The following is a 21,549-nucleotide window of genomic DNA, read 5'->3' as shown; positions in this document are numbered from 1 at the left end:
TTAATTATTAAAAAGCGATAGTGAAATATTTTGAAATATCTTAAATACATTTGTTACATGTTATATTTAAAATTAAATGAACTTCATAGATAGTATTCAAATGTAGTCTTTCAGATAGCGTTACATATTCATTTTAATTATTATATAAAGGGAATACATAATGAAAAGAAAAGTAATGGCACTGCTTCTCCCTGCCTTATTAGCTGCAAGCGCAGCAAATGCGGCTGAAATTTATAATAAGAACGGCAATAAACTGGATCTGTACGGTAAAGTTGCTGCTCTGCGTTATTTCTCTGACGACGCAGGCAGCGACGGCGATCAGACCTATGCACGTCTGGGTTTCAAAGGCGAAACGCAAATCAACGATATCCTAACTGGCTATGGTCAGTGGGAATATAACATTCAAGCCAACGGCACCGATGGTGACAAAGGCGATTCATGGACTCGTCTGGCTTTCGCGGGCTTTGGATTTGGTGAGAACGGTACCTTTGATTACGGTCGTAACTATGGCGTCGTCTATGACGTAGAAGCCTGGACCGATATGCTGCCGGAATTTGGGGGTGATACTTATGCCCAGACCGACGTCTATATGACCGGTCGTACCAACGGTGTTGCTACCTACCGTAATAAAGGCTTCTTTGGTCAGGTTGATGGTCTGAACTTTGCCTTGCAGTACCAGGGTAACAACGAAGGTAGCAGCGCAAATCAAGAAGGTTCTGGTAATAGTAAAGGTAGAAAACTGGCGAAAGAAAATGGCGACGGTTTCGGTATGTCTACCTCCTATGACTTCGACTTCGGTTTGAGCCTGGGTGCCGCATACTCCAGCTCTGACCGTACCAATGACCAGGTTTCCCGTGGCCGTGGCGATAGTACTCATGTCAATAGCTACGCTGGCGGTGAAACAGCAGATGCCTGGACCGTTGGCGCTAAATATGATGCCTACAACGTTTACCTGGCAGCCATGTATTCTGAAACTCGCAATATGACCTATTACGGTTCAGGTGATGGATTTGCTGGCGGTATCGCTAACAAAACGCAAAACTTTGAAGCGACCGCTCAATATCAGTTTGATTTTGGTCTGCGCCCAGCAGTTTCTTTCCTGATGTCTAAAGGCGTTGATTTAGGTGGCTGGGAATACGACGGCAATGGCAATCCACGCTACACCGACAAAGATCTAGTTAAATATGTTGATGTGGGGATGACTTACTACTTCAATAAAAACATGTCCACCTATGTTGATTATAAAATCAACCTGCTGGACGAAGACGACAACTTCTATGAAAGCAATGGTATTGCGACAGATGACATCGTTGCCGTTGGTTTAGTCTATCAGTTCTAATTGATGCGCAAACAGGCAAGCCCGCTTTTTATAAAGCGGGCTTTTTCTTTATACGAAGCGTATTTTTTACCACACGAGCATTACAACGATAAACTTGTGAGGATACTCAAAGAAAAAGACATCCATGAGAACTGTCGTTGAAAGCAAGGCGTGCAAGTGCTTGAATAGTGGCGGAGAGAGGGGGATTTGAACCCCCGGTAGAGTTACCCCTACTCCGGTTTTCGAGACCGGTCCATTCAGCCGCTCTGGCATCTCTCCGTTTTGGCGGTTGCCATGATGCCAGGTAATTTGGCATTTTAACAGACCCAGTTCCGTCAATTTCGTTCAAGTGACGAGTTTGCGAGCAAAACGATGATTAAGTGGCCCTGGAAAGAACAAGAAGCAACCCGGAGTGACGATTGGCCGTGGGACGACGCCCTGGCTATTCCCCTTTTGGTGAATCTCACCGAGCAAGAACAAGCCAGACTTATTGCCCTGGCCGAGCGCTTTTTACAACAAAAAAGAGTAGTCGCTCTTCAGGGGTTTGAGCTGGACCCACTAAAAAGTGCGCGCATTGCTCTGCTATTCTGTTTACCTGTTCTGGAAATGGGGATTGAGTGGCTTGACGGGTTTCATGAAGTTCTCATCTACCCTGCCCCATTTGTCGTAGACGATGAATGGGAAGACGATATTGGGCTGGTGCATAATCAACGCGTGGTACAGTCCGGGCAGAGTTGGCAACAAGGCCCGATAATCCTCAACTGGCTTGATATTCAGGATTCCTTTGATGCCTCCGGCTTTAATCTGATCATCCATGAAGTGGCGCACAAGCTTGATATGCGTAATGGCGATCGTGCCAGCGGTATTCCGGCGATTCCCCTACGCGATATCGCCGGTTGGGAACACGACCTGCATGCTGCAATGAACAATATTCAGGATGAGATCGATCTGGTTGGAGAAACTGCGTGCAGTATAGATGCCTACGCAGCGACCGATCCTGCTGAATGCTTTGCCGTGCTATCCGAGTATTTTTTCAGTGCTCCTGAATTATTTGCTCCGCGTTTTCCTGCCTTATGGCAGCGTTTCATCCAGTTTTATCGCCAGAACCCCATGGAGCGGTTACGCGATACCCGGGGAGACGACGATTATCGCTCACCAAACACGCATTAACACTGAATTTGAAGATTAATTAACCAATTGAAATGACGCGCTAATTTTACTGTTGACACCTCATGATGAGGCCAGTAATATGCGCCTCGTTCACACGATTCCTCTGTAGTTCAGTCGGTAGAACGGCGGACTGTTAATCCGTATGTCACTGGTTCGAGTCCAGTCAGAGGAGCCAAATTTAAGAAGCCCGCTTAAGGAAACTTAAGCGGGCTTTTTGCTTTTAACGTCTGTGTAAAAGCTGCCTCTATAAGCGCTCAGTCTGCCATAACTCCCCATTCCATGCCGCATCACATCGTTGATTAAAGTTGTGTAAATGTAAATCGTTTAAACTTTGCAATTATTGTAAGTGCTAGTGATTATCATTTATTGTACGCGAGCCAAAAGAACGAGCCCCGACTCGGTTCACTGTATGTTCCAATTACTCTGGGATAAAAACGATGAATGCTCTGACTCGCACCGGATTGCGCCGTATCACGCTTGCATCTGCCCTCCTCTTCTCTGTCAGCCTGCCGGCTTTCGCTCAGGAAACGCTAACGCTTTACACCACCCGTGAACCGGGCCTGATCCAGCCTTTACTTGATAGCTGGACTAAAACCAGCGGTATCAAAGTAAGTACGGTCTATATCAAAGACGGTATGCTTGAGCGTGTTAAGGCGGAAGGCAAAAACTCCCCTGCCGACCTGCTGATGACCGTCGATGCCGGAAATCTCATCGATTTAGTTGAAGCCGGCGTCACCCAGCCGGTAGAGTCAGAAGCGCTGAAAGCCGCCATTCCGGCGAATCTGCGCGGCGCGGATAATCAGTGGTTTGCGCTTTCTATGCGCGCCCGCGTACTGTATGCCGAGAAGTCGCTGCCAATCGATAACTGGCATTACGAACAGCTCGCCAGCCCAGAATACAAAGGTAAAGTTTGTATTCGTTCCGGTCAGCACCCGTACAACACGGCGCTGATCGCCGCGATGATTGCCCATCATGGTGAAGCTAAAACCGAAGAATGGCTACGCGGCGTAAAGGCTAACCTGGCGCGTAAAGCCACCGGCGGCGATCGCGATGTTGCCCGCGATATCCTCGGTGGAATTTGTGATATTGGTCTGGCCAACTCCTATTATGTCGGCCATATGAAAAACGCCAAAGAAGGCAGCGATGCTCGTCAGTGGGGCGATGCCATTAAAGTCGTTAAACCAACCTTTGAAAATGGCGGTACGCACGTCAACATCAGCGGCGCTGCCGTTGCCCGCTATGCGCCAAATAAAGCCGATGCCGTTAAGCTGATGGAATATCTGGTTTCCGCGCCTGCCCAGCAGCAGTATGCGAAAGCGAACTTTGAATATCCGGTCCTGAAAGGCGTAACGCTTGACCCGGTCATTAGCGCCACAATCGGTGAAATCGACGTCGATAAAACGCCGCTCACCGAGATCGTGAAGTATCGTAAACAAGCTAGTTTGCTGGTAGATAAAGTTGGATTCGATCAATAAATCGCTGCAGTTTCCGACGTTACGCGGCCTGGTTTCCGGGCCGCAGTCATTATTAACGCCGTTGCATCTTGGCGCGTTGTGCGTCGCGCTTGGCGTCCTGACCCCCATCGTTGCGCTGATCTGGCAGGCTACCCAGGCTGATTTATCCCACTGGGATAATCTTATGACATATGTACTGCCTTCAGCGCTAAAAAACACCGTGCTGTTGCTAGCGGGTGTCGCGATAATGGTTGGCGTCATTGGCGTAGGCAGCGCATGGGCGGTAACGGCATGGGATTTCCCTGGGCGAAAAATTCTCAGTTGGGCGCTGCTGTTGCCGCTGGCAATGCCGACCTACATCGTTGCCTTTGCATGGCTCGATCTGCTGCATCCGATTGGCCCCCTGCAAACCTTTATCCGTTTCATACTGGGCTTTGACAGCCCGCGACAGTTCCGCCTGCCCGATTTACGTTCCCTTTCCGGCGCAATAATCTTGCTCGGATTAGTACTTTATCCTTACGTGTACCTGACAACCCGCGCCATGTTTATCAGCCAGCCGGCCCATCTATTGGAAGCAGCGCGTACGCTAGGATGCAGCGCAACCGGGACCTTTTTTCGTGTTGCACTCCCCATGGCACGCCCGGCACTGGCCGTCGGGATCAGTCTGGCGGTGCTGGAGACGCTTAACGATATTGGCGCGTCGGAATTTCTCGGGGTACAAACGTTAACCGTTACCGTATACACCACGTGGATCTCTCGCTCTGATTTATCTGCCGCAGCGCAAATCGCCTGCATGATGCTGATGTTTATATTCTTTATTCTGACGCTGGAATTTTATGGCCGCAGAAAACAGGGATTCAGCAGTCGTAGCCTGCGGGAAATTCAACCCACCCGCGTACAAGGCTGGCGTGGCTGGCTACTCGGTGTCGTTATTTCGCTGCCGGTTGTGCTGGGCTTTCTGGCCCCGGTGCTGTTTTTAATCTGGGAAAGCGCCAAACGTATAGGTGACGAGAGCCCTATATCCTCCTCGTTACTGGCTGCATTACAAAATACGTTATCACTGGCCGCGGGAACCACGTTGGTGGTGGTTTGCGTCAGTATGTTGGTGGCCTGGAGCGCGCGGCATAGCGCCGCAGATAACGCGATGCCAGGATTTCGCCGTGGTGTGATGCGTCTGGCTTCTTTAGGCTACGCGGTTCCCGGTACAATTCTGGCGATTGGTTTTTTAACCCCCGCCATGGCAGTCGACCGCTGGCTGGCAGATTTACTGGATGTTCGCGGCCTGCCGCTGATGTCCGCCGGGATCCTGCTGGTAATTTGTTGTGCCATGCGTTTCCAGGCGATTGCTATCGGCGCACTGGATTCCGGCCTGGGCCGCATTCCGCCTTCGCTGGAGCAGGCTTCTCGTCTGTTGGGTGAGAATGGTGCCGGCACATTTGCACGAGTTCATTTCCCATTGCTGCGCCCGGCGTTAGTGAGTAGCGCCCTGCTGGTTTTTGCCGATGCTATGAAAGAACTGCCAACAACGTTGCTGTTGCGCCCGGTAAACTTCGAAACGCTGGCAACGTTGCTGTATGCAGAAGCCGCCCGTGGAACCTATGAAGAAGGTGCTATCGCCGCGCTAATGATTGTTTTAGCTGGCACGCTACCGGTTATTTTGTTGGTGCGTCACCAGATGACTCGCCGTGGTTAAGAGAGTAACAATGTCAGATATTGCATTACGACTCCAGGATGTGCACGTTGCCTACGGCAACAGCCAGCAATCGGTGCTGAGCGGGTTTTCAATGTCGGTACGTAAAGGAGAGATCGCCTGTCTACTGGGCGCTTCAGGTTGCGGAAAAACCACAGTGTTACGCGCAGTTGCCGGATTTGAACGGCTGCGAAGCGGAGAGATCTATGTGTCGCAACGCCGCGTTGCCGGTTCAGGTGTTCATCTGCCGCCGGAAAAACGGCATGTCGGCATGGTCTTTCAGGAATATGCGTTATTCCCTCACCTGACGGCGCAACAAAATGTGGCCTTTGGGTTACGACGTATGCCGCGTGAGCAGCAGCAGGTCCGGGTGGCGGAGCTGTTAAAAATGGTGGAGTTGCACAGTCATGCCGGCCGTTATCCGCATGAACTGTCCGGCGGTCAACAGCAGCGTATCGCTCTTGCGCGCGCGCTGGCGCCGCATCCGGAAATCCTGCTGCTCGATGAGCCTTTCTCCAGCCTTGATAAGCGCACGCGTGAGCGTCTTGGCAACGAGGTGCGGGATATTTTGCGTGCCGCCGGGCAAACGGCACTGCTGGTTACACACAGCGAACACGAGGCGCAGCTAATGGCAGACCATATTGGCGTGGTAAAAATGGGACAGTATCAAATTAAAAAAGCGACCCACTCAGGCGAAGGGTCACAGGGTCGCCTTGAAAATTAGTAATGGGTCTGAATCAGACTGATATTCACCGGCATGCCGGAGCGTCTTTCCAGTGCCTGATTTCCGCGACTCATATCCACGTCATTCCCGCTGATGAAGGTGCGCAGCGCGGGGGTGACTGGCAAGGGAACTTTTCTGTCAGACTCGTATTCCGACCGGTTTCGTGACAGTGGTTCATGCACTTCCACCCAGCGACTACCGTCCGGCTCTACGCTGTATTTCACCGGTCGGTCTATCAGTTGCACACGCGTCCCTACCGGTACGGTATCAAACAGATATTTAATGTCGTCATTACGCAAACGGATACACCCCTGACTTACCCGCAGACCAATACCGAAATTCGCATTTGTGCCATGAATGGCATAAAGCCTACCGATATAAATCGCATACAGTCCCATCGGGTTATCTGGCCCGGCAGGAACAAACGCCGGCAGGCTTTCCCCACGCGCTGCGTATTCGCGCCGGGTATTCGGCGTAGGCGTCCAGCTTGGTGCTTCCTGCTTACGTTCTACCGCCGTCACCCAGTTACGCGGCGTTTCTCTGCCCGCCTGGCCAATGCCAATGGGTAAAACCTCAACCGTATTGCTGCCAGCGGGATAATAGTAAAGGCGCATTTCTGCAACGTTGATTACGATCCCCTCGCGTACAGTATCCGGTAATATCAGTTGCTGTGGCACAACCAGCGTCGAGCCAGACTTAGGCAGAAAAACATCCACGCCGGGATTGGCCTCCAGCATATTGCTCAACCCCTGTCCGTACTGCGCGGCAAAAGCTTCCAACGGCTGAGTGTTTCCTGAAGGTACCGTAATGGTCAAAGGGCTCCCCACCAGGCGACTGCCTTCAGGCGGGAGCGGATAACTCACCGCCTGCGCGCTCTGACTCACGAGCAGCATAATGAGTGAACAAAGCAGTTTTACACGACGCATCTTTTTCCTTTCCTTCGCCGTAGCAGATATCCGTTAATTATAGCTTTTATTATCTGTTTTAGTGGGTTACGCCTAAAATCCGCATAAAAAACCCGCCATAAGGCGGGGTCAGGAACTCACGTAACTATGCTTCCTTACCATCCGGAAGCACAATGTTACTGGCGGCAAGCTGCCCCATGTTGTTGTACATTGCACAGGCGGCTTCAACAATCGGCATCGCCAGCGCGGCCCCGCTGCCTTCGCCCAAACGCATCCCCATATTGAGATACGGCTCCAGTTCAAGATGCGCCAGCGCGGTGCGAGCCCCCTTCTCGGCGGAGAAATGTGACGGGATCAGGTAAGGTTTAATCTGCGGCGCAATCTGGCAGGCCGCCAGCGCAGCGGAATAAGAGAGAAAACCGTCCAGCACGACCGGCAGACCGCAGGAGGCCGCCCCCAACATCACACCCGCCATGCCGACCAGATCAAACCCGCCTACCTTAGCCAGCACATCAATACCGTCATTGCGATCCGGTTGATTGACGGCGATTGCTCGCCGCACAACATCGACTTTATTGCCTACTCTTGAAAGCGGCAGGTTAGCGCCGATACCCACCACATCCTCGGCATCGCTGCCGGTCAGTACGCTGACGATTGCCGCCGCTGGTGTCGTATTTGCCATACCAAGTTCACCGACGCCAAACAGCGTTACGCCATCTTTGGCCAGCTCATGGGTATAGCGAATAACCTCCAGCAGCAGCTCCTCGGCCTGCGAACGACTCATCGCCGGGCCTTGTGCAATATTGCCGCAGCCGCGCGCCACGCGCATATTCACCACGCCAGGGATAAGCTCAGCATCGATGCCGACATCAATCACATGTACCTTTGCCCCCGCCTGAGCAGCCAGCACACAAACGCCTGTCGTCCCACGCGTCATATTAGCAGCCTGAATAGCCGTGACGATTTTAGGCGAAACGGCAACCCCTTCATCCCATACACCGTGATCGGCGCACATCACCAGCATCGCTTTGCCATTCACATGCGGTACGCCCTTCAGACCCGGCATTCCGGCCAGTTGCACGGCGAGCGACTCGAGCCGACCAAGACTTCCCGGCGGTTTAAGCAAGCCATCGACATGCTGCTGTGCACGCAGCATCGCAGCACTATCAGGTGAAGGGATTGCGTGGAGTAAAGAGGTTAAAGTCTGCATAAGGGTTCCAGTATGTTGGCTGACTCAGAGCAGAGCCAGCAGGAAAATCAACTCGCCAAGTTCAATGGCTGCGCCCAGCGTATCGCCGGTCTGCCCACCCAACGTGCGTTTTAATAACTGCCCAAGAATAAAAATCGCCACTATCGTAACAACCAGCGCCGCCACGCCGCGCATGCCAGGAAGAAGCACGGCAGCCAGGATCGCCGCAAATCCCAACGTGACGCAGGTTTGACGCCCGGTGACTTTACCGATAAAGACGTTGCCCAGCCCTTCTTCGCGGGCGTAGCGATGTCGATACATCAGTAAAACAGCGGTACCCCGCCCGGCGACACAAGCGGCTGCAAGCGCCGCCAGCATCGGCGTGCCCCGCAAAGCCAGTTCGCTCACCACCAGCACTTTCGCCAGCAACACGAAAATTAACGCCAGTCCACCGTGGGTCCCCAGGCGGCTGTCACGCATGATTTCCAGCATCCGCTCGCGTCGACGGGCCGAAAAAATACCGTCACAGGTATCCGCCAGACCGTCGAGATGGAATCCCCCGGTCAATAACGCCAGCGTGAGGACTGCAAACAGGGCCGCCAACGGCACCCCACACCAGGGCTGCAGCGCCATAAAGACCAGCCCCGTCAGCCCTCCCAGCACCACGCCAATTAGCGGGAACATCACAATGCCACGTGAATAGTGCTCGAAATCCAGTCCTTGCGACCAGCGAGCAGGAACGGGCAAGCGACTAATAAAAGAGAGCATTGCCCAGAACAACTTACTCATTTAATTTTGACTCCAATTCCTGATACCACCAGCCAGACCTCATCAGCCGCCGCCGCCAGTCGCTGGTTCACACGTCCTGCAATATCGCGAAAATGCCGTGCCAGACGGTTCTCCGGAACAATCCCCATTCCGACTTCGTTAGTGACCAGCACCACCCTGGCCGGACAGCGCTGACAGGCTGCAATCAGCGAACGAATTTCATCCTCAATAGATTGCTCCATCGCCGCGTAATCCCAGCTATCCGGGTCGCTGTCACCGCCCAGCGCAAACAGCAGGTTAGTCACCATCGTGGTGATGCACTCCAGCAGAATGGCTTCTTGTGGATCGTTTGCTGCCGTAATCAGTTCATCGAGATGTTGCCAGCGTTCGGCTGTCCGCCAGTGCGCAGGACGTCCGTCACGATGATGCTGAATTCGCGCAGCCATCTCCTCATCAAAAATCTGCGAAGTCGCGATATACAAAACGTTTGGAGAATCTGCGATCAGCGCTTCCGCATGCCGACTCTTGCCGCTTCGTGCGCCGCCAGTCACCAGAATCATCATACTGGCTCCCGGTGTTGCTGCATGATGGTATAAATTTTCTCAATATCGATGTGTTGCCGCATCGCATCCGCCAGCAGATCAAACTGCTGCGATTTATATTGCGCGTAATGGAAGGTGGAATCCAGCGGCGCTAACCCTTTACGTTCTCGCAGGCCATTAACCAGCGCACGGGTAAATTCATCGCTGTCGAACAGACCGTGAAGATAGGTGCCGAACGCCAGGCCATCGGCAGTGACCGCGCCATCAGCCACGTTGCCACCGTCTTTACGCAGCGTCATCACCGACCGGCATTCCTCGGTTAATGCCGTTTCGCCCATATGAATTTCATAACCGCGAACGGATAATCCCGCGGTACCCGCCAGCCAGTCCGGCAGCGAGGAGGACATTTGTCCCTCAACCAGGGTCGTGGTTTTGTGCTGGGCAAAATGCGTTACGGTATTGAGCAAGCCCAGACCCGGCAACGTACCGAGTCCTGACTCAACTTCATCAATGATGGTTTCGCCGAGCATTTGATAGCCACCGCAAATCCCCACCACGGGTACGTTATTACGATGTAATTGCACCACGCCATGCGCCATCCCGCTTTCACGCAGCCACACCAGATCGCCCAGGGTGTTTTTGCTGCCGGGCAGAATAACCAGATCGGCCCCCGCCAACTCTTCAGGCTGGCGAACATAGCGCACGCGCACATCCGGCTGTGCGGCAAGCGCATTGAAATCAGTAAAGTTAGAAATGTGTGGTATCTGAACAACGGCGATGTCGATGTCGCGTTTGTCTGTGCGCAAATATTTGCCCTTTTGCAGCGCAACGCCATCTTCATCTTCCAGATCAACGTCCAGCCATGGCATGACGCCCAGGACCGGAACGCCGGTCAGCGCTTCAATTTGCTCAATCCCGGAATACAGCAACGCCACATCACCGCGAAACTTATTGATGATCACCCCTTTTACCCTGGCGCGTTCATGGTCGTGCAGTAGCGCCAGCGTGCCGTAAATGGAGGCGAACACCCCGCCGCGGTCGATATCCGCCACCAGGACGACAGGGCACTGTGCCATTTCAGCCATCCCCATATTGACGATATCGCGATCGCGCAGGTTAATCTCAGCCGGGCTTCCCGCCCCTTCCAGTACCAGCACATCGAACTCCTGCGCCAGACTGTTATAAACAGACAGGATTTGATCCCGTAGTTTCGGTTTGTACTCGTGGTAGCTCACCGCATCCATATCGGTTGCCACTTTGCCCATCAGCACAACCTGCGCTTTACGATCGCTGGTCGGCTTAAGCAGCACCGGATTCATACGCACATCTGGCGTAATACCGGCGGCCTCAGCCTGAAAAATTTGCGCGCGCCCCATCTCTTTGCCCTCTGGCGTAATGCCAGAGTTCAGCGCCATGTTCTGCGATTTGAACGGTGCGGTACGCAGTCCATCCTGATAAAAAATTCGACACAGACCGGCGACCAACACGCTTTTACCTACATCAGATGCCGTTCCCTGCAACATTATTGCCTGCGTCATGACGCCTCCTTCAGTGCGTTCTCTCGCATACAGCTAAAAAATTCAGCCTCTGTTTTACACAGCGGGAAGCCCAGCTCGGTATGCAGCTTCACCAGCCAGGGCTGAGTTAATCCCGCTTGTTCAATAAGATCCGTCCGGGCAAACACATCACCCGGCGAGCCGTGCGTTAGCACTTCACCCCGGCGTAAAACGTACACTGCATCGCTGACTTCATAGATAAGATCGATATCATGGCTGGAGATAACCACGTGGTTTCCTTGCGCTACGATGCGTTTGATTATCTCAATCATCTGCGTGCGACCCGATGGATCAAGGCCCGCAGTAGGTTCATCCAGTAGCAAATACTGCGCCTGCAACACCAACGCCCCGGCAATCGCCACACGTTTTTTCTGCCCGTGACTTAAACACTGAATTGGTTGATGGCGAAAATGCTGGGCATCAACCAGCGTGAGCGCATCATCCACCCGGCGGGAGATTTCAGTCTCATCCACCCCAAGGTTGCGCAGGCTGAAGGCAATATCGCTGTCGATATCGGTATAAAAAATTTGCTGATCGGGATCCTGAAATACGGTTGCCACCTGCTGACGCAGCGCCAGCAGGCCGCGCTTGCTGTAATCCAGCGGTTTGCCTTGCCACATCACCGCGCCTTCCTGCGGGCGCAGTAAACCACTCAGGTTCATAAACAGCGTGGATTTCCCGCAGCCATTAGCACCGACCAGCCCGGTGACGGCATGCGTTGAAAAGTCCAGCGTTAGCCCTTTGAGGATCGGGTCATCCTGATAGCGAAACCAAAGCGCTGAAGTGGCAAGCATACTTTTCCTTACAGGTGAAAATCACCCTGATACAGTTTGATATCCAGTGTGGTGGTCATTTGCTGGTAGCGGATCAACACGCGGGTAAACAGCAATCCCACCAGCATCGCCAGCGAGCGATAGCCCAACGGCAAGCTACGATAACCAAAACGTAGCGTTTGTGCGCGATGAATAGCCAGCGCCTCGTCTAACAGGATAAAAATAAAGCGCCAGGTTAGCAGGATCTGCTCAGTGAGCAGGCGAGGAACGTGCGCGCGTTTGAGTAAGATAATCAATTGCGGAAACGGCAGATTCAGTACCAGCCAGAACGTCGCCGCCAGCGCAGCCAGGCTGCGCCAGAAGGTTTCATTGGCGGTGACAAGCCCTGGCGCGCTAACGCCTAACCAATAGCTTCCAACGGGGATGCTGGCCAGCAGCGTCTGCGGATCGCGGCTAAAACTAAACAGAATGGTCACGACGCCGACCGTCAGAAAACCAAACGGTAATGCCATCCAACGACACCAGCGCCAGAAGGAAATGCGCAGCAGCCAGCAGCTCAGCGCGGCAATCAGTAACAGCTCAATACCCTGCCCCAACGGGGGCAGAGTAAACGCCAGAATCATCATCATCAGCCAGAGCAGAAATTTCCGCACGGGTGAGACATGAAACCAGCGGCTTTGATAGCTAAGCCTGTCAAGCCCGGTCATCACGGCGTTGCCTGCCCTTGGTGTAACCCAGAATGTAGAAAATCACGGCTGCGCCCAGCGATCCCTGAAGCGTAAACAGCAGGCTTTCAATCTCACCGCTTGCCGGTTCATACAACGGCTGGAACCACGGCTCATAATGTGGGGCAATTGCCTGAATCTGACTCTCCGCCTCACCGTCTGAGCCGCCGTACTCTCCACCATGGTTGATAAAGAACGGCAGGATCACCAGCGCCACTACCATCCCTAACAAAATCAGCGTCTTTTTCATCGTTAATGTCCTTGAGCGGTAATCAACTGCCGTTTGGTTAACTGGTCATAAATCATTACGGTGAGCAGACCTTCCGCTATCGCAATTGGGATCTGCGTCAGGCAGAAAATCCCCATGAACTTGATGATTGAACCCGTAGCACCGGCGGATGGGTCCGGGAACGCCACGCCCAGTTGCACCGAGGTCACGAAATAGGTGACGAGATCCGCTAGCATCGCGCACAGGAAGACGCAAACATCACGACGCAACCCCGCACGGCAGGCCATTTTCCATACCATGTAACCCACTACCGGGCCAATCACCGCCATCGACATGCCGTTAGCGCCAAGCGTTGTCAAACCACCGTGCGCCAGTAACAGCGCCTGGAACAGCAGGACGATTGCCCCAAGGATTGCCACCACGCCCGGTCCAAACAGGATAACCGCCAGGCCTACCCCGGTAGGGTGCGAGCAACTTCCGGTAACAGAAGGAATTTTCAGCGCCGACAGCACAAAAATAAACGCGCCGCACAGAGCCAGTAACACTTTTTGGTGACTATCTTCCTGCACGATTTGGCGCAGCCGCACCAGCCCGTACCACAGGCACGGCAAAAACAGCAGCCACCAGGCCAGCGCCCACATCGGCGGCAAGAAACCTTCCATTATGTGCATGGCGAACGCTTGTTCAGGAACAACCATCAGTAATAGCGCCGCAGCCAACCCGCTGAAAGACAGCTGTTTTAGCTGTTGTTCAAGCTTCATTGTGCATACTCCCACTGTTTATTGACCAGAATGGTCGAGAAATAAGGCAGCGGCTGATCGTCGCTCACCTCATCGAGATGACGCCAGCACTGTTCACCCGGCAGCGTGGCTTCAGACATCATCAATGCACAGTCCAACAAACCCTCTTGTTGCAGCAGCGCTTTGATGCGCGCAAAACGACCGTATACCTTCATCAGCACCAGACTGTCATGCTGCTTTAACGCCTGCTGGATTTCCGCTTCCGGCGCGGTACAGGAGACCACGGCCAGTGACTGTTGCTCCATGGCGAGCGGCGTTTTTGACCGCGCGGCAATCGCAGCGAAAGAGGTCACGCCCGGGACGATTTCTAACCAGTCAGGACAGCCAATACGCTGGAGTAAAAAAACCCAGGTGCTGAACAGCATGGCGTCGCCGAGTGTAATAAAGCCCACCTGCTTACCCGCTTCGACTTCCTGAACCAGTGCGGCCGCAACGTCATCCCATACCGCCTCTTTTTCGGCGCTGTCAGCACTCATAGGAAAATGGCAGCAGCGAACTTCGGTCTGCTCGCCGATATATTCACGTACGATCGACAGCGCCAGACTGTCGCCACCTTTACGCCCGGCGGGCGCATAGAGAATATCCAGCGTACCCAGCGTGCGTGCGGCCCGCACGGTGATAAGATCGGAAGCGCCAGGCCCGGTGCTTAATGCGTACAGTTTTCCGCTCATGCCGCTTCCTCCAGCGCAACATTAAGCGCCTGTTGTAAATGCGCCACGAACATAGCGCGAACCGCCGGATTCTCACCCAGACCACTGAGCCACGGCGTAGCCGGTATCCCGGCCGCATTGAACAATGTTTTCCAGGAATCCTCTTCGTCAGAGGCCATATCATTGATGGCATGATCGCCAGCAACTAACATCAGCGGCATCAGATGCACCGCCGTCACCCCTTCCTGAGACAAACTTTCAATCAGCACATCGACTTCCGGGTAGCTTTCCACCGCCCCAACCCGCGCCGGGTAGCGCTGTGCCGTCATCATATGGTCGAGGCAGGCATAGGCAGCAAAGGCATGATGGCTGGCACCGTGTCCCATAAACACCACTTTTTCATTTTCGCCAAGCACTGGCATTTGCTGTTGCAGCGCCAGCATCAGCTGGGCGTAATCGTCATGGCTGCTCAGCAGCGGAACACCCAGCGTCAGGCGAGAAAAAAGCGGGCGCATGCTTTGCACTTCGCGGACAATTTTTTCGTATTCATCACCGTTGATAATGTGCAACGACTGAATAGCCACGTCCTGATACCCCTGCTCCGCCAGCTTTTGCAGTGCCTGCAGCGGCGTGTCGATCTCAATGCCGTCGCGCTGCTTGAGCTTGCGGATAATCATCCCGGAGGTAAACGCCCGAAACAGGTCGCGGTCAGGGCAACTGGCTGCGAGATCGCTCTCGCAAGCCACAATATTTTTCTCACAGGTGTCGTGATAGCTGGTGCCAAAGCTGACCACCAGAAGCGCCTTTTTCATCTCTAACTCCTTAAGCAGCGGCCAGCCAGCGCGTTAAACGCGCCCCAAAGGCGGCCTGACTTTCCAGTAACTCTTCTCCCGTCACCAACGGTGCCGGACGTGTAATCACGATGCAGGGGATACCAGCATCCAGACAGGGTTGAACTTTTTCCTGATAACCACCTTCCGCACCGGATGCCTTAGTGATCACCACATCAGCCTGACACTGGCGATAAAACGCAGCGTTGAACTCGGCGCTAAACGGCCCGCACAATGCAAAAATCTCACCGACGCCAAATCCCAGGTCCGCGCATTGCTGAATAACCTCGGGTACAGGTAGGACGCGCGCCAGCAGCGTTTTTTCAGGCAACCCTTCGCGCCAGATAGCCAGATCTTTACTGCCGGTCGTCAGCAGCACGCGGTCGCCGAAACGGCGCGCAACCTCGCAGGCTTGCTGAATACTCTGAACGGTATGAAGCTGCGGGTGAGTTAAACCGCTCAACTGCTCAGGACGTTGATAGCGGCTCAGCAGTACCCCCGCCGCTTCGCAGGCGTTCATGATGTTGCGGCTCACCACCTCGGCATACGGATGCGAGGCGTCTATCACCCAGCGCGTCCGATTTTCCTGTAGCCAGGCAATCATTTGTTCGAGCTCCAGACGCCCGCAGCGCACCTGACCTTTGATATCTCCCGCCAGCTGCTTCCCCGTTGGCGTCGCAACTGACAGGGTGTAGGCCACATTGGCTGCGTCCAGTTGCTGGCACAGCATGCGCGCATCGCTGGTACCGCCCATGACCAACACATCACCGTAATTCACAGCACATAACCTCGTGGCGTGATCATCAGACCGTCCTGAACATAGGTTGTTTTGTTGCCAACAATCACAAGGCTGGTCATATCAACCGGTTCAAAGTCCATTTCACCCAGGGTGGTCAACCATTTTTCCTGTTTTTTACGTCCGGCTGACTTCACAATACCCACCGGCGTTTGCGCGCTCTTGCTGGCAGAAAGCAGCTCAAATGCGCGCGCCAGATGTCCTTCGCGACCCCGACTGCGCGGGTTGTAGAAACAGATTACAAAGTCTGCTTCGCCGGCAGCCACTATGCGTTTTTCGATAACTGGCCACGGTGTTAACAGATCGCTCAAGCTGATGTGGCAGAAGTCGTGCATCAACGGCGCACCCAGCAAAGAGGCGGCGGCAATACTGGCCGTCATTCCTGGGATCAGCCTGACCTCAACGTCCAGCTTTTGCTTGCTGACCAGCTCAAGCACCAGCCCGGCCATACCGTAAATCCCTGCATCACCGCTGCTGATCAGCGCCACATTGTGACCTGCCTGCGCCAGTTCGATCGCCGCCTGGCAGCGTTCAATCTCTTTGCACATCCCGGTTTTGATCACCTGCTTGTCGCCAGTGAACGCTTTTACCAGGTGGGTGTAGGTTTTATAGCCAACGATGATTTCCGCTGCCTGCAATGCTTCAACGGCTTCCATGGTCATCATTGCCTGCGAGCCAGGGCCAATTCCAATTACGCTTAACATCAGTGTGAAACTCCCAAAGTGATAGTGACGCCCTGTTCTCGCAGGGTCTCGCCTAACAGTTTTCCGTGGCTCAGCAGCCAGGCTGCAGGACCGGAAACGCTTCCTGTACCCACCGTTTTGCGAACAAACGATGAGGCCGGAAAACGGTGTTCATGCTCACGCAGCGCGTCAGCAGTAAAGGTTTCGAAAGGAACGCGACAGCACGAAGCCAGTTGGATAAGTCCCTGTTCATCTTTTTTCAGCGTGATACTGCCAATCGCTTTTAGCGCCAGCGGATCGAGCTGCTGGGCTTCGAGTTGCCTGGTAAGCAGCGCGGCCAGCAACGGGAACGGCGTGTCACGACGACAACCAATTCCGGCCACAACACGCTGCGGCACCAGCTTCCAGTGCGGAACAGGCAGATCGGGTAAGTTGGTGCGTAAGGTGATACACACCAGCGCATCCAGTTCAGGAAGCTGATTGAGATCGGTTACCGTGATAAATCCGCGCCGGTCGCAATGACTGACATCCTGCGTCAGTTCATCATCCCACCACAGCCCCACCCGCCTATTACTGACCAGCATCTGATTAACGATCTTCACCGCCGAACGGAAATCACTCATCCGGGCATTCAGTTGAAATGCCAGCGTATCCAGTGCCGCCATATCGTTGACATCCGTCGCAGTGGTGATCACCGGATCGGCGCCCAACATGCCCGCCAGATACCGCGCCAGCGCATTGGCACCGCCCGCGTGGCCGGAGAGCAGGCTAATGACATGCTGGGCGCGTTCATCAATGACCACCACCGCCGGATCGCAAAATTTGTCGTTGACCAGCGGGGCCAGCACGCGCACCGCAATGCCGGTCGCACCGATAAAAATCAGCGCCGAGTAATTCGCAAACGCTTCGCGGGCGGTATTCGCAAAGCCGTTTTCGAAAGGAATGAATCCCTCCTCCAGCAGCTTTTCACTGGTAAAACAGGTGACCGGCAGCATGGCCGCCAGACGTTTTGCCAGCGTAACGCCTCCCGGGGTCAGGCAAAAAAGCGCAATTGACTCAGGCTTTACGGTATTCATGGCTAAAGTCCGCCGCATAGAGTTTGGAGTAGTGATACTCCGAGCCCAGGAAATTACCGACCAGAATAAGGGCCGTTTTACGGATGCCCGCATCACGAACCTTGTCGCCAATATCCGCCAGGGTACCGCGCACGGTCTGGCTTTCCGGCCAGGTTGCCTTGTAGATCACCGCCACGGGCGTGGTCGCCGGATAACCGCCTTCAATCAAACGCTCGGCCACACGATGAATACGCTGAACGGACAGATAAATCGCCATAGATGTCTGGTGACTGGCAAATGACTCCAGCTGTTCGCGCTCCGGCACCGGCGTGCGTCCTTCCAGGCGGGTAATGATCAGGCTCTGTGAGACCTCAGGCACGGTATACTCAACGCCCAACTCCGCCGCCGCACCAAGGAATGCGCTGACGCCGGGCACCACCTGCCAGTCAATCCCGCGTTTGGTCAGTTCCTCGCCCTGCTCGCGCACGGAACCGTACAGCGAAACATCGCCGGTTTGCAGACGCACCACGGTCTTACCCGCTTTCACTCCGGCTTCCATCAGATCAAGGATCTGCTCCAGATGCAGTTCAGCGCTGTCGTGGCATTCAGCACCAGCAGGACAATATTCCAGCAGTTCGGTGTTAATCAGCGATCCGGCGTAGATAACAACCTGCGCCTGCTGTAGCAACCGGTAACCTTTGAGGGTAATCAGCTCGCGATCGCCAGGACCTGCGCCAACAAACCACACGCTACGGGGATCAAAAATCTCAGACATGGTTTCCTTCCTTCTGACAGGCGATAACAAATACGGGGTTATTCGGTTTGAAATAGTGACCACTGCCAAGCGTGGTAAGCGAGGAAACCTGTAGCTGCAGGCAATCCACTCCCGGTACGCCAAGATGGTCCAGATGTGCCAGCGCGGTGTTGAGGTTTTCCTGGAGGATGAATGTCATCACCAGCCGCCCTGCGGGATGCAATTGACGCATTGACCAGTCAATCAGTTCAGTCAAATGGCCACCGCTGCCGCCCATGAAAATGGCATCGGCTTTTTCAGCGATGGTCATCGGTGCAACACCGGGAAAAATGTCGATGTTTGCACAGGCAAAATGCTGGCGGTTTTCATCCAATAACCTGAGCGCCGCCGGGTTACGCTCGATTGCCGTCACGCGCAATCCAGGGTATTGCAGCGCGGCTTCTATCGACACGCTGCCGGTTCCTGCGCCAATATCAATCAGGTGACTGGCGCGGTGTAATTCAAGTTTTGAGAGGGCAAGTGCACGTACCGCTTCTTTGGTCATCGGCACTTTCTCTCCACGTAAAAACAGCTCATCTTTCATCAAGGATCACCACTGCATTCATGTCATAGTCGGCGTTAACTTCGTTCACAGGCAGGAAATGGATCCGTTCGTTTTCCATTGCCAGGTTTTCGCCAATCACCATCCAGCGATGTCCCTTGCCTCGTGCAATGAGCTGCTGCGCAATTTCACGCGGGCCACACTGCGCATCTGTCACCATCGCCACCTTGTTATGTCGCGCCAGTTCATCGAAACAGACGCTGCGACCATGGCTACTGGTCAGCCACATATCGTTCATATCAATACCGGACTGCGCACACAGGTACTGCACCGCGCTAATACCGGGAATAATGCGCACATTTTCAATACCGAAATGCGCCACCATGCGCGTCCCGATGCCGTAAAACAGCGGATCGCCAGATGCCAGCACCACAACGCGTTGCTCCTGGTGCGCGCAAATCCAGTTCAAGAGTTCGAGAATATTGGCGCCGAGAACAAACTGTTCACCGGTAAAATCCGGGAATTGCTGCAAATGTCGCTTTCCACCGACCAGAACATCAGCCGTTGCGACCGCTTCACGCGCAGCAGGCGTCATCAAATGCAAACCGGCTGGTCCCATCCCTACAACGGTTAACATTGCATCTCCTCAGCAATCTCTGCGACCGGGCGATTACTTCCAAGCACCTGATTATCAAAAGAGAACATGATGGCGTCACAGGTCGGGGGATTTTTGGTAAAGCGCAACGTTTGCAGGACGCGCATACAGATGCGCTTAGCCAGATGGTTGTAAATGTGCTGAAAACCGTATGCTTCTATGTGTTCCATCGCCGCCTCGGTGGTATCGCAGTCGCTGACCAGCGTGAGCAGTTCCAGCGGCGCTCCCAGTAACGCGAGGTGGGCCACCAGCGTTTCCATGCGAGCATCGGCAATATGGCTGTGGGTATGAAAGATCCCCGCCGCAATTTTGACGAGCTTACCAGGGTGTCCCACCAGCACAATTTGTCGGAACCCCAGACGTACGGCTTCTTCAATCATGTAGCCGACAAAATTGCTCATAGTGACCACAACCTGGGTGTCGATCCCCATCTGCTCACGCACAAAACGTTCGCCGTGGTTTCCTGGCACCAGTACGACACGCTCCAGCCCCGCCGCTCGTTTAATTTCCAGTTCCAGCGACAGTGAACGTTTCCAGCTTTCTTCTGACATCGGCGTGACGATCCCAGTCGTACCAATGATCGAAATGCCGCCCAGAATGCCAAGGCGGGAGTTGTAGGTTTTTTGTGCCCGCTCTTCGCCTTCCGGCGCGAAAATTTCAATTTGCGCCCCACGATTCGGACCAATCGCCTCACGAACCGCAGACTCAATGGTCTGGCGAGGTGTGCGATTAATCGCCGAACTGCCCACCGGCAGGCCGATCCCTTTGCGGGTTACCGTGCCAACGCCTTCCCCGCCCTGAAGGGTTATCTCTTTGCTATCGTTTAACGTCACGCGGGCAAAAATCAGCATGCCGTGGGTGGCATCCACATCATCGCCACCGTCTTTGCGGATGGCGGCTATCGCCTGCTGTCCTTCGATATGCGGTGACTCTACGTTCAGACACAGCGTCACACCTGATGGCGTCACGATAGAAACCTGATGGATCAGGTGCTGGCGCAATACCATCAGCGCCGCCACTTTTGCCGCCGCCGTCGCGCACGATCCCGTGGTATATCCTTTACGCAGCGCTTTACCGTTGTGCCACACCGGCGTATCGAAGGACTCGCTCATCGCGCCCCCTGCATGTGATAAAGCATGGCGTTGACGATCGCGGCGGCGACGTTACTTCCCCCTTTACGACCTAACGCAGCAATGGCGGGCAGATTGCTTTGGGTCAGTGCATCTTTCGACTCTTCTGCACCGACGAACCCAACCGGTACGCCAACTACACCACTGACGGCCACATCATGCTCAAGCAGGCGGAACAGCGCTGTCGGCGCGTTGCCAAACACAAACAGCTTTTCACCCTCTTCCTTCACCGCAATGTCAACGGCCGCCATTGACCGGGTAATGCCCTGCTCTTTTGCCGTCCGCACGACCCGCGGGTCGCTGATGTAGCAGCGGCATTCGCCACCGAATTTTGCCAGCAGCGTTTTATTAATCCCGGAAAGGGCCATAGTGGTATCGGTATAAATCACGCTCGAACGGCTAAGCGCCGCACAGAACTGCTCCAGCACATCACTGGAAAACCACAGAATGTCCAGCCAGTCGAAATCCGCTGTCGTGTGAATAACCCGCTTGATAATGGCTTCATGTAACGGGCTGGCAAACTGATAGTCCGGGCGGGTTTCACGGATGATCTCGCCAATAATGTCGAAACTTTTGGCCTCAATCGCCTGGGGTTGCTGGATATATTGCATT

Annotated in this window: 24 protein-coding genes and 2 tRNA genes; 6 read left to right on the top strand and 20 right to left on the bottom strand. The window is 54.2% G+C overall.

From position 1 onward, the window contains the following. The first annotated feature begins 160 nt into the window (after positions 1-160). The gene (gene ompC, locus ABIE10_RS00370) at positions 161-1,339 is read left to right on the top strand and encodes a porin OmpC (RefSeq protein WP_235117117.1); all 1,179 of its coding nucleotides are present in this window, start codon (positions 161-163) and stop codon (positions 1,337-1,339) included. Positions 1,340-1,507: 168 nt separating this feature from the next. Here ompC and ABIE10_RS00365 read toward each other — a convergent pair. Then, a tRNA-Ser gene (locus ABIE10_RS00365) sits at positions 1,508-1,597 on the bottom strand. A 93-nt stretch (positions 1,598-1,690) separates the two neighbouring features. Between ABIE10_RS00365 and mtfA the strand changes: the two genes are divergently transcribed. From mtfA to ABIE10_RS00340, 5 genes are all read left to right on the top strand, one after another. After that, on the top strand, positions 1,691-2,488 hold the full coding sequence (gene mtfA, locus ABIE10_RS00360; protein WP_046275704.1) for a DgsA anti-repressor MtfA: 798 nt from the start codon (positions 1,691-1,693) through the stop codon (positions 2,486-2,488). 99 nt (positions 2,489-2,587) lie between these two features. Then, a tRNA-Asn gene (locus tag ABIE10_RS00355) sits at positions 2,588-2,663 on the top strand. Between the two features lie 262 nt (positions 2,664-2,925). Next, positions 2,926-3,963, top strand: coding sequence for an extracellular solute-binding protein (locus ABIE10_RS00350; protein WP_047499042.1), 1,038 nt, complete (start codon positions 2,926-2,928; stop codon positions 3,961-3,963). Then, entirely contained in the window at positions 3,947-5,635 is a 1,689-nt protein-coding gene (locus tag ABIE10_RS00345; protein ID WP_429154302.1) for an ABC transporter permease, read from the top strand. Before ABIE10_RS00350 ends, ABIE10_RS00345 begins: the two co-directional genes overlap by 17 nt. A gap of 10 nt (positions 5,636-5,645) precedes the next feature. Then, entirely contained in the window at positions 5,646-6,356 is a 711-nt protein-coding gene (locus ABIE10_RS00340; RefSeq protein ID WP_429154300.1) for an ABC transporter ATP-binding protein, read from the top strand. Here ABIE10_RS00340 and ldtA read toward each other — a convergent pair. The 19 genes from ldtA to ABIE10_RS00245 form a co-directional block, all read right to left on the bottom strand. Continuing rightward, positions 6,353-7,282 carry a L,D-transpeptidase gene (gene ldtA, locus ABIE10_RS00335; RefSeq protein ID WP_016153509.1) on the bottom strand — a complete coding sequence of 310 codons (930 nt, stop codon included), beginning with the start codon at positions 7,280-7,282 and terminating at the stop codon, positions 6,353-6,355. The genes ABIE10_RS00340 and ldtA overlap by 4 nt on opposite strands. A gap of 124 nt (positions 7,283-7,406) precedes the next feature. Continuing rightward, positions 7,407-8,471: a nicotinate-nucleotide--dimethylbenzimidazole phosphoribosyltransferase gene (gene cobT / locus ABIE10_RS00330; protein WP_016156857.1), complete on the bottom strand. Its 1,065-nt coding sequence runs from the start codon at positions 8,469-8,471 to the stop codon at positions 7,407-7,409. Between the two features lie 24 nt (positions 8,472-8,495). Next, a complete protein-coding gene (gene cobS, locus ABIE10_RS00325; protein WP_019077089.1) occupies positions 8,496-9,239 on the bottom strand; it encodes an adenosylcobinamide-GDP ribazoletransferase in 744 nt (247 codons plus the stop codon). After that, complete coding sequence (cobU, locus tag ABIE10_RS00320) at positions 9,236-9,781, bottom strand: bifunctional adenosylcobinamide kinase/adenosylcobinamide-phosphate guanylyltransferase (RefSeq protein WP_016153512.1); 546 nt, start codon at positions 9,779-9,781, stop codon at positions 9,236-9,238. The genes cobS and cobU overlap by 4 nt, the downstream gene beginning before the upstream one ends. Beyond that, positions 9,778-11,298: a cobyric acid synthase gene (locus ABIE10_RS00315; RefSeq protein ID WP_047357945.1), complete on the bottom strand. Its 1,521-nt coding sequence runs from the start codon at positions 11,296-11,298 to the stop codon at positions 9,778-9,780. Before ABIE10_RS00315 ends, cobU begins: the two co-directional genes overlap by 4 nt. Next, positions 11,295-12,110: an energy-coupling factor ABC transporter ATP-binding protein gene (locus ABIE10_RS00310; protein ID WP_016153514.1), complete on the bottom strand. Its 816-nt coding sequence runs from the start codon at positions 12,108-12,110 to the stop codon at positions 11,295-11,297. Before ABIE10_RS00310 ends, ABIE10_RS00315 begins: the two co-directional genes overlap by 4 nt. 8 nt (positions 12,111-12,118) lie before the next feature. Beyond that, positions 12,119-12,796, bottom strand: a complete 678-nt coding sequence (locus ABIE10_RS00305; RefSeq protein ID WP_016156861.1) for an energy-coupling factor ABC transporter transmembrane protein — start codon at positions 12,794-12,796, stop codon at positions 12,119-12,121. Next, positions 12,783-13,064 carry an energy-coupling factor ABC transporter substrate-binding protein gene (locus ABIE10_RS00300; protein ID WP_006683999.1) on the bottom strand — a complete coding sequence of 94 codons (282 nt, stop codon included), beginning with the start codon at positions 13,062-13,064 and terminating at the stop codon, positions 12,783-12,785. The genes ABIE10_RS00305 and ABIE10_RS00300 overlap by 14 nt, the downstream gene beginning before the upstream one ends. A gap of 2 nt (positions 13,065-13,066) precedes the next feature. Continuing rightward, the gene (gene cbiM / locus ABIE10_RS00295) at positions 13,067-13,804 is read right to left on the bottom strand and encodes a cobalt ECF transporter S component CbiM (RefSeq protein ID WP_016153516.1); all 738 of its coding nucleotides are present in this window, start codon (positions 13,802-13,804) and stop codon (positions 13,067-13,069) included. Next, on the bottom strand, positions 13,801-14,514 hold the full coding sequence (locus ABIE10_RS00290; protein ID WP_047410268.1) for a cobalt-factor II C(20)-methyltransferase: 714 nt from the start codon (positions 14,512-14,514) through the stop codon (positions 13,801-13,803). Before ABIE10_RS00290 ends, cbiM begins: the two co-directional genes overlap by 4 nt. Further along, entirely contained in the window at positions 14,511-15,305 is a 795-nt protein-coding gene (gene cbiK, locus ABIE10_RS00285; protein ID WP_019077091.1) for a sirohydrochlorin cobaltochelatase, read from the bottom strand. Before cbiK ends, ABIE10_RS00290 begins: the two co-directional genes overlap by 4 nt. 10 nt (positions 15,306-15,315) lie before the next feature. Next, positions 15,316-16,101 (bottom strand): cobalt-precorrin-6A reductase, encoded by a 786-nt coding sequence (locus ABIE10_RS00280; RefSeq protein WP_429154292.1) that lies wholly within the window; start codon positions 16,099-16,101, stop codon positions 15,316-15,318. Continuing rightward, the gene (locus tag ABIE10_RS00275) at positions 16,098-16,823 is read right to left on the bottom strand and encodes a precorrin-3B C(17)-methyltransferase (RefSeq protein WP_003030278.1); all 726 of its coding nucleotides are present in this window, start codon (positions 16,821-16,823) and stop codon (positions 16,098-16,100) included. Before ABIE10_RS00275 ends, ABIE10_RS00280 begins: the two co-directional genes overlap by 4 nt. Further along, complete coding sequence (gene cbiG, locus ABIE10_RS00270; protein ID WP_429154290.1) at positions 16,823-17,878, bottom strand: cobalt-precorrin 5A hydrolase; 1,056 nt, start codon at positions 17,876-17,878, stop codon at positions 16,823-16,825. Before cbiG ends, ABIE10_RS00275 begins: the two co-directional genes overlap by 1 nt. Then, entirely contained in the window at positions 17,859-18,632 is a 774-nt protein-coding gene (locus ABIE10_RS00265) for a cobalt-precorrin-4 methyltransferase (protein WP_003030275.1), read from the bottom strand. Before ABIE10_RS00265 ends, cbiG begins: the two co-directional genes overlap by 20 nt. Further along, positions 18,625-19,194 carry a decarboxylating cobalt-precorrin-6B (C(15))-methyltransferase gene (locus ABIE10_RS00260; RefSeq protein ID WP_016153521.1) on the bottom strand — a complete coding sequence of 190 codons (570 nt, stop codon included), beginning with the start codon at positions 19,192-19,194 and terminating at the stop codon, positions 18,625-18,627. Before ABIE10_RS00260 ends, ABIE10_RS00265 begins: the two co-directional genes overlap by 8 nt. Then, complete coding sequence (locus tag ABIE10_RS00255) at positions 19,184-19,789, bottom strand: cobalt-precorrin-7 (C(5))-methyltransferase (RefSeq protein ID WP_019077093.1); 606 nt, start codon at positions 19,787-19,789, stop codon at positions 19,184-19,186. Before ABIE10_RS00255 ends, ABIE10_RS00260 begins: the two co-directional genes overlap by 11 nt. Then, on the bottom strand, positions 19,783-20,919 hold the full coding sequence (gene cbiD, locus ABIE10_RS00250; protein ID WP_016153523.1) for a cobalt-precorrin-5B (C(1))-methyltransferase CbiD: 1,137 nt from the start codon (positions 20,917-20,919) through the stop codon (positions 19,783-19,785). The genes ABIE10_RS00255 and cbiD overlap by 7 nt, the downstream gene beginning before the upstream one ends. After that, positions 20,916-21,548 (bottom strand): cobalt-precorrin-8 methylmutase, encoded by a 633-nt coding sequence (locus ABIE10_RS00245; RefSeq protein ID WP_008785140.1) that lies wholly within the window; start codon positions 21,546-21,548, stop codon positions 20,916-20,918. The genes cbiD and ABIE10_RS00245 overlap by 4 nt, the downstream gene beginning before the upstream one ends. Position 21,549 lies beyond the last annotated feature (1 nt).

It is taken from the genome of Citrobacter sp. 506 (assembly GCF_050434985.1).
GTDB classification, from domain to species: domain Bacteria; phylum Pseudomonadota; class Gammaproteobacteria; order Enterobacterales; family Enterobacteriaceae; genus Citrobacter; species Citrobacter braakii.
The sequence above is the reverse complement of the archived record's forward strand: the minus strand, read 5'-3'. Positions and strand labels throughout refer to the sequence as shown.